The organism is Pseudorhodobacter sp., assembly GCF_030452865.1.
GTDB lineage: Bacteria > Pseudomonadota > Alphaproteobacteria > Rhodobacterales > Rhodobacteraceae > Pseudorhodobacter.
In genome coordinates this window covers 1-6,511 of record NZ_JAKDLJ010000200.1, presented here as the reverse complement: position 1 = coordinate 6,511, position 6,511 = coordinate 1, and the positions used below count along the sequence as shown (strand labels likewise).

Annotated in this window: 6 protein-coding genes; 2 read left to right on the top strand and 4 right to left on the bottom strand. The window is 57.5% G+C overall.

The window, feature by feature from the left end:
* Positions 1 to 65: 65 nt before the first annotated feature.
* Together L0H65_RS12170 and L0H65_RS12165 are read right to left on the bottom strand one after the other, a co-directional pair.
* Entirely contained in the window at positions 66 to 419 is a 354-nt protein-coding gene (locus L0H65_RS12170; protein ID WP_301459321.1) for a hypothetical protein, read from the bottom strand.
* Between the two features lie 442 nt (positions 420 to 861).
* Entirely contained in the window at positions 862 to 1,152 is a 291-nt protein-coding gene (locus tag L0H65_RS12165) for a hypothetical protein (protein WP_301459320.1), read from the bottom strand.
* Between the two features lie 575 nt (positions 1,153 to 1,727).
* Here L0H65_RS12165 and mutS point away from each other — a divergent pair.
* The gene (mutS, locus tag L0H65_RS12160) at positions 1,728 to 4,352 is read left to right on the top strand and encodes a DNA mismatch repair protein MutS (RefSeq protein WP_301459319.1); all 2,625 of its coding nucleotides are present in this window, start codon (positions 1,728 to 1,730) and stop codon (positions 4,350 to 4,352) included.
* A gap of 46 nt (positions 4,353 to 4,398) precedes the next feature.
* Here the strand turns inward: mutS and L0H65_RS12155 are convergent, their stop codons facing one another.
* Positions 4,399 to 4,977, bottom strand: a complete 579-nt coding sequence (locus L0H65_RS12155) for a nucleotide exchange factor GrpE (RefSeq protein WP_301459318.1) — start codon at positions 4,975 to 4,977, stop codon at positions 4,399 to 4,401.
* Positions 4,978 to 4,983: 6 nt separating this feature from the next.
* On the bottom strand, positions 4,984 to 6,066 hold the full coding sequence (hrcA, locus tag L0H65_RS12150; protein WP_301459317.1) for a heat-inducible transcriptional repressor HrcA: 1,083 nt from the start codon (positions 6,064 to 6,066) through the stop codon (positions 4,984 to 4,986).
* A 116-nt stretch (positions 6,067 to 6,182) separates the two neighbouring features.
* Between hrcA and rph the strand changes: the two genes are divergently transcribed.
* A partial coding sequence (rph, locus tag L0H65_RS12145) for a ribonuclease PH (protein WP_301459316.1) occupies positions 6,183 to 6,511 on the top strand: 329 nt, incomplete at its 3' end.

Sequence of the window (6,511 nt, the reverse complement as noted above, 5' to 3'; positions counted from 1 at the left end):
CTCAGAGAAGACTCTGCGGGATGGCTTCGGTCAAGTGGGAACGCATGCTTAACCGACCCGACAAACTACGGAGCCACCATGGTCAGGATATCATGTACCGCTGAACCGGGGCCGAAAATCTCGATCAGAAATTTTAGCCCCGTCTCGGGTCGGATCGATAGCGGTGGCCCCTGCCAGTCCTGCAGCAGTTTCACGGAGAGGTCGGCGGAGTTACCCGCCAATAGGGCATGATTATTCGCCGGGCCGGGCAGGAGGCTGACGAGGTGCCGCGCTGCAATTTCTGGATTCAGTGCGACATCAACGATCATTTCACCTGGTATTCGAAATCCACCTTGCGCGGGCCCAATTGCTTTGCCCGCGCTGGTGTCGAGATCGTTTCGTTCGGGCAATTCCTGCCCCAAAGTGTCATTGACCGGCACAGTGTTGCCTTTGTGTGAAAATGCAGTGAGGCCAACCGCACCATCGATCGCCGTGACATCAAAAGCGTGATTGATGACTGATAACGCCCGCGCGCTTTTGCGTGTCTCCCCGGTGACAACGCCAGCACCATGCCCAGATGCGCGCACCGAGGATGCGAAAACATGCCGGGCGGGCGCAGTACCTGCGGGTCATCGCATTTGCAAAGACCATCTGCCCCGGGCTTGCCCCACGTGGACATGGCTGCCTCGTGATATTGAGACGGGATGACAAAGATCAGCCGCGGGTTGAAATGCACCGGGATTATCCAATTGCGAACGAAGGTCAGCTTCGGTCCATAGGGCATCGCGATTCCGTCCGGTGCATCTTCGCGCGCGAGTTTCGCAATTGACTCGGCGCAGACGATTCTCAGGTCTTCGCTTATCACGCAGTCATGAATATTGATCACGCCGAAAGACTTTGGAAGGCACAGACCGTTGATGACCTGCTTGGGCGGTCAGAGCGGTGCGTTACATCAATCGCAGCTGCGCGAACGCAATGTGTCTCTTCGGGCAATATCTCCGGAACTGAATTGGCCATGCCGAATATTGCCAGGTTTTCTACCATGTCAGACACGGTATGCGATGGTATGGCACCTTTGGCAGAGGCGTCACAGAACGTATCTACACCGGTCATCGCCTCATCCGTTACGCGCAGATCGGTATTGACAACAAGCGCCGCTTTCCATTGGTTCATGCCTTCACTGCTGCCACGTTAGATGTCGCGCCTTGGCGTCACACATGACGCGATTCTCCTGTCGCGCGAAGATGGCTGTCGGCCGTTGCAGCCCCGCATTCCCTGTCGTCCCCGCTCCGTTCCGCACCATGCGGTGGTCTTCGATCTCTTTGCCCGAGAGTCCCGGCGCATTGATCAGACCGACCGCGCAAATGATTGCCGCCCTATGCGCGCGTCATAATGGAAACCTGGATCGCCGTGATTTTCTTCCGGCCTGTTCGATGATGAAGCACTCCGACGTCTGGATGTCATCTAGATTGGTGCTTCCCAAAGCCGGCCCGCGAGGGGACGCAATCGACATGACAACCAATTGCCGCAACGCGGGTGGTGGCTTACTTGGGAACCTTGTAAAGGTCGTTCCCTGCCGAGTGCGCGTTCATTGAGCATTTCAAGGGACCGTTTGGGCTCAGCCCTCTGCGGTATCCCACGGGGTTTTACGAAATAGCCTTGGTGCCGCTCATGTGTCGGTTTCACTGTTGGCCCTTTCCCCCGGTCATACGGTTTTGTAGGGTCGATGCATCAATTGGGGGTGGGTGGTGAACGCTGATACCGTGACGCCGATGATGGCACAGTACCTGGAGATCAAGGCGCGCCACCGCGAGGCGCTGCTGTTTTACCGGATGGGCGACTTTTACGAGATGTTCTTTGACGATGCAGTCGACGCGGCGGCCGCGCTGGATATTGCGCTGACGAAACGCGGCAAACATCTGGGCGAAGATATCGCCATGTGTGGGGTTCCCGTTCATGCTGCTGAAGGCTATTTGCTGACACTGATCCGCAAAGGGTTTCGGGTTGCGATTGCCGAGCAGATGGAAGATCCGGCAGAGGCAAGGAAACGCGGATCGAAATCCGTCGTGGCGCGGGATGTCGTGCGTTTGGTGACACCCGGTACCCTGACCGAGGATACGCTGCTGGAGCCACGCCGGCATAACTTTCTGGCCGCTTTCAGCGAGGTTAGAGACGAATCTGCAATCGCTTGGTGCGATATTTCTACGGGCGAGTTTCGCGTGATGGCTTGCGTGCCTTCGCGGCTTGGACCGGAACTGGCGCGACTTGCACCAAAGGAACTGCTGGTGGCTGACGGCTGCAACCTGAATTTTGACGATGGTTTGGCTTTGACTGAACTGGCACAATCGAGTTTCGATAGCACCGCAGCCCTGCGCCGATTGTGCGGCCTGTTCGGCGTTGCCTCATTGGAGGGATTTGGCCAATTCAGCCGGGCCGAAGTTTCCGCGATGGGTGCGTTGGTAGACTATCTGGACCTGACCCAACGTGGTAAACTTCCGCTGCTGCGTCCGCCGATCCGCGAAGATGCCGGCGGCTTGATGCAGATTGATGCCTCTACCCGACGGAATCTTGAAATCACTTCGGCCCTGTCGGGGGGGAAGGAAGGATCGCTGCTCGGAGCGATAGATCGGACCTTGACGGCGGCGGGTGGGCGGCTTTTGGAACGCAGGGTTTCAGCACCGTCACGCGACTTGACGCTGATTCAGGCGCGTTTGGAGTTCGTACGATTTCTGGCGGGGCAGAGCCGTTTGCGGGATGACTATCGCAGCCTGCTGCGCCAGACGCCAGACATTGACCGCGCTTTGTCGAGACTGGCGATGGACCGGGGCGGGCCGCGCGACCTTGCGGCAATCCGCAACGGCCTGCAACAGGCGCTGGCGCTGTCACAGCTCTCGGACCCGAACGGGCCGCCGTTGTTGCAACGTGCGACAGCCGACCTTGACGAGCATACTGATTTGCTGCTGCTGCTGGGTGCCGCCTTGATCGCCGAACCACCCTTGCTGGTGCGGGATGGCGGATTTACGGCTGCCGAGTTTGACCCGGAACTCGATGAGGCGCGAAAGCTGCGCGATGACGGCAGGGCAGTCATCGCAGCGATGCAGGCGGATTACATCGGGGCAACCGGGATCAGCAGTCTGAAGATCAAGCACAACAACGTGCTGGGCTACTTCGTTGATGTGACAACCACACATGCCGAGAGAATGCTGTCGCCGCCCCTTTCTGAAACTTTTATCCATCGACAGACAACTGCGGGTCAAGTGCGCTTTTCCACGGTGCCGCTGTCAGAGATGGAGACCAAAATTCTGAATGCAGGAAACTTGACCCTGGAGATTGAGAAGCGTCATTTTGCCCGGTTGCGACAAGCCGTTCTTGATTGCGCCGCCCGGATCGCAGGAACTGCCCGCGCAATTGCCGAGATTGATGTTGCCGCTGGCTTTGCGGATTTGGCGACTGCTGAGAATTGGGTCGAGCCTAAAGTTGATAATGGCCGGGCCTTTTGTGTGGAAGGTGGCCGCCATCCGGTGGTGGAACGCGCCTTACGCAAGCAAGGTGGCGCGGCGTTCATCGCGAATGATTGCAATATTTCCGCTGCCGGGAATGCGGCAATCTGGCTGCTGACCGGGCCGAACATGGCCGGGAAGTCCACGTTCCTGCGACAGAATGCGTTGATCGCGCTATTGGCACAGGCCGGTAGCTTTGTGCCAGCTACGACGGCGCATATCGGTCTGGTCAGCCAGCTTTTCAGCCGCGTTGGTGCCTCGGATGATCTGGCGCGCGGGCGATCGACTTTTATGGTGGAGATGGTGGAGACGGCGGCGATTCTGCACCAGGCAGACGAGCGAGCTCTGGTGATTCTGGATGAGATCGGGCGCGGCACCGCCACTTATGACGGCCTGTCCATCGCCTGGGCGACGCTTGAATATTTGCATGACAAGAACCAATGCCGCGGACTGTTTGCGACGCATTACCATGAATTGACCTCGCTGGCTGGAAAACTGGCCGGTGTCGAAAACGCGACTGTCAGCGTGAAGGAGTGGCAAGGTGATGTGATTTTCCTTCATGAGGTGAAGAAGGGTGCGGCAGACCGGTCTTATGGCGTGCAGGTGGCGAAACTCGCCGGGTTGCCCGAAGCCGTGATTGACAGAGCGAAAGTAGTGTTGGAGGCGTTGGAAAAGGGGGATCGTGAGGGAAGCAGACAGAAAACCTTTGTTGATGATTTGCCGCTATTCCGGGCTGTACCTTCGGCAATCACACAGAAAGCGACTGCGTCCTCTGCGGTCGAGACGCGGTTACGCGAGATATCGCCCGATCAACTGACTCCGATGGATGCCTTGAGCCTGATTTATGAGCTGCGGGCGAAGATTGAAGCTTGAGCGCCGCCCCGCAATGGTTTACCGGGCGGCGGCTGACATTGTTGGCTCAACCTGGTGTTGAGGATACGCCAACCTGTGCTGGTCGCAGCAGGCGGTCATGCAGCAGGAACCCTTCGACCATCACCTGAATGATCTGCCCCGACTTGGTGCCGGGCACTGGGGCTTCGAACATCGCTTGGTGCAGTTGCGGGTCGAACGCATCACCGATTTCCGGGACCACCGGCGTAACCTTGTGTTTGGTCATCACATTCAGCAACTCCCGCAGCGTCAACTCGACACCTTCGATTAACGCGGAATCTTCTGCGCGGCTCTGGTCGGTCGCGGCGTTCAAGGCGCGGCGCAGATTGTCATAGACCGGCAGCAGATCACGGGCGAGTTTGGAACCGCCGTATTGCTCCGCCTCGCGGCGATCCCGTTCTCCCCGTTTGCGGGAGTTTTCGGCATCGGCGAGTGCGCGCATGAAACGGTCGCGGAAGTCGTCACGCTCCGCGCGCAACACTTCCAGTTCATCCGGTTCCGATGCGAAATCGAAGTCCGTCAAATCAAACTCAGCCTCGGCCAATTCCGGGTTCTCTGCTTTGGCTGCCTGTTCTTTGGCCATCTCGTCGTTCCTTGTGTCACTCATTTCATCTTATCCTCTTGACCGGTCGGATATCAGCCGACCAACCAATTGCGCCGTATAGTCAACGATGGGAACGATACGAGCATAATTCAACCGCGTCGGACCAATCACACCAACGGCGCCAATGATCTTTCGATCAGCGTTCATATAGGGAGAGACGACGAGAGACGACCCCGAAAGTGAAAACAACTTGTTTTCCGAACCGATGAAAATGCGTACTCCTTCACCTTGCTCAGTCAGTTCCAGAAATTCAGCGATGTCGCGTTTCCGTTCGAGGTCGTCAAACAACTGACGAATTCGATCGAAATCCAACGCCTCAGAAGACCCGTCAAGAAGGTTCGCGCGCCCTCGGACTATAAGGCGCTCGCTTTGCTCGCCCGCATTCTCCCAAAGAACGAGGCCCGTTTCGACCAATTCGCGTGCAAGACGGTCAATCTCCTGTCTGCGTACGTTGATTTCGACGCCGACGGATTGACGCAATTCCGACAGCGTTTTTCCCTCAGCGAGTGCATTGAGGAAATTCGCCGCCTCGCGCATGGATGAGGGTGTCTGACCGGGCGGTGGCGTGAAAACGCGGTTCTCCACATGGCTATCAGCAAAGACGAGAACGACCAGAGCACGATCCGCGCTCAGGCTGACAAATTCGATGTGTTTGATCGGAGCCTCGTGTTTCGGGGTGAGAACAAGACTGGCGCCCTGTGTGATGCCCGAAAGGGCAGACCCAACCCTGTCGAGCAATCCCGTGACACCGGATTGGTTGCCGCCGGTTGTCGCGTCAATGCGATTGCGATCCTCGAGCGCCACTTCACCGACCTCCAGAAGACCATCAACAAACAGCCTCAGCCCTATCTGGGTCGGGATACGACCGGATGATGTGTGCGGGCTACCAAGAAGGCCCAGATATTCCAGATCCTGCATGACGTTGCGGATGGTTGCCGCGCTTACGCTTTCGGTCATGCTGCGCGTCAAAGTTCGCGACCCGACAGGATCGCCTGAGGCAAGGTATGCCTCCACCACACGACGAAATACCTCACGCGAACGATCATTCATCTCGGAGAGGATGGCGGTTTGTGAGGTAAGATCTGGCATCATTTAATCTCTTGAGACGGCATTACAGAGTAGGAACTTAGGACGCCATTCGTCAATGATGCTTGCATCCTTGTTGTCAGGGTGGGTATCTGAGGCAAATATGGAAAGAAGGAGCCGTCATGCGACCGTCAGGTAGAAGTTTGGATCAGATGCGCGACGTGTCCATTGAGGTGGACGTGATGAAACATGCCGAAGGATCCTGTCTGATCAGGATGGGAGAGACGCATGTGCTCTGCTCTGCGTCAATCGAAGACAAGGCGCCGCCGTTTCTCAAGAATACCGGTCAAGGGTGGGTCACGGCAGAATATGGGATGTTGCCCCGCGCCACGAATACGCGCAATCGCCGGGAGGCGGCCACAGGCAAGCAATCGGGACGAACACAGGAGATTCAGCGGTTGATCGGTCGCGCGCTGCGCGCGGGGGTTGATCGTCGCGCCTTGGGTGAGCG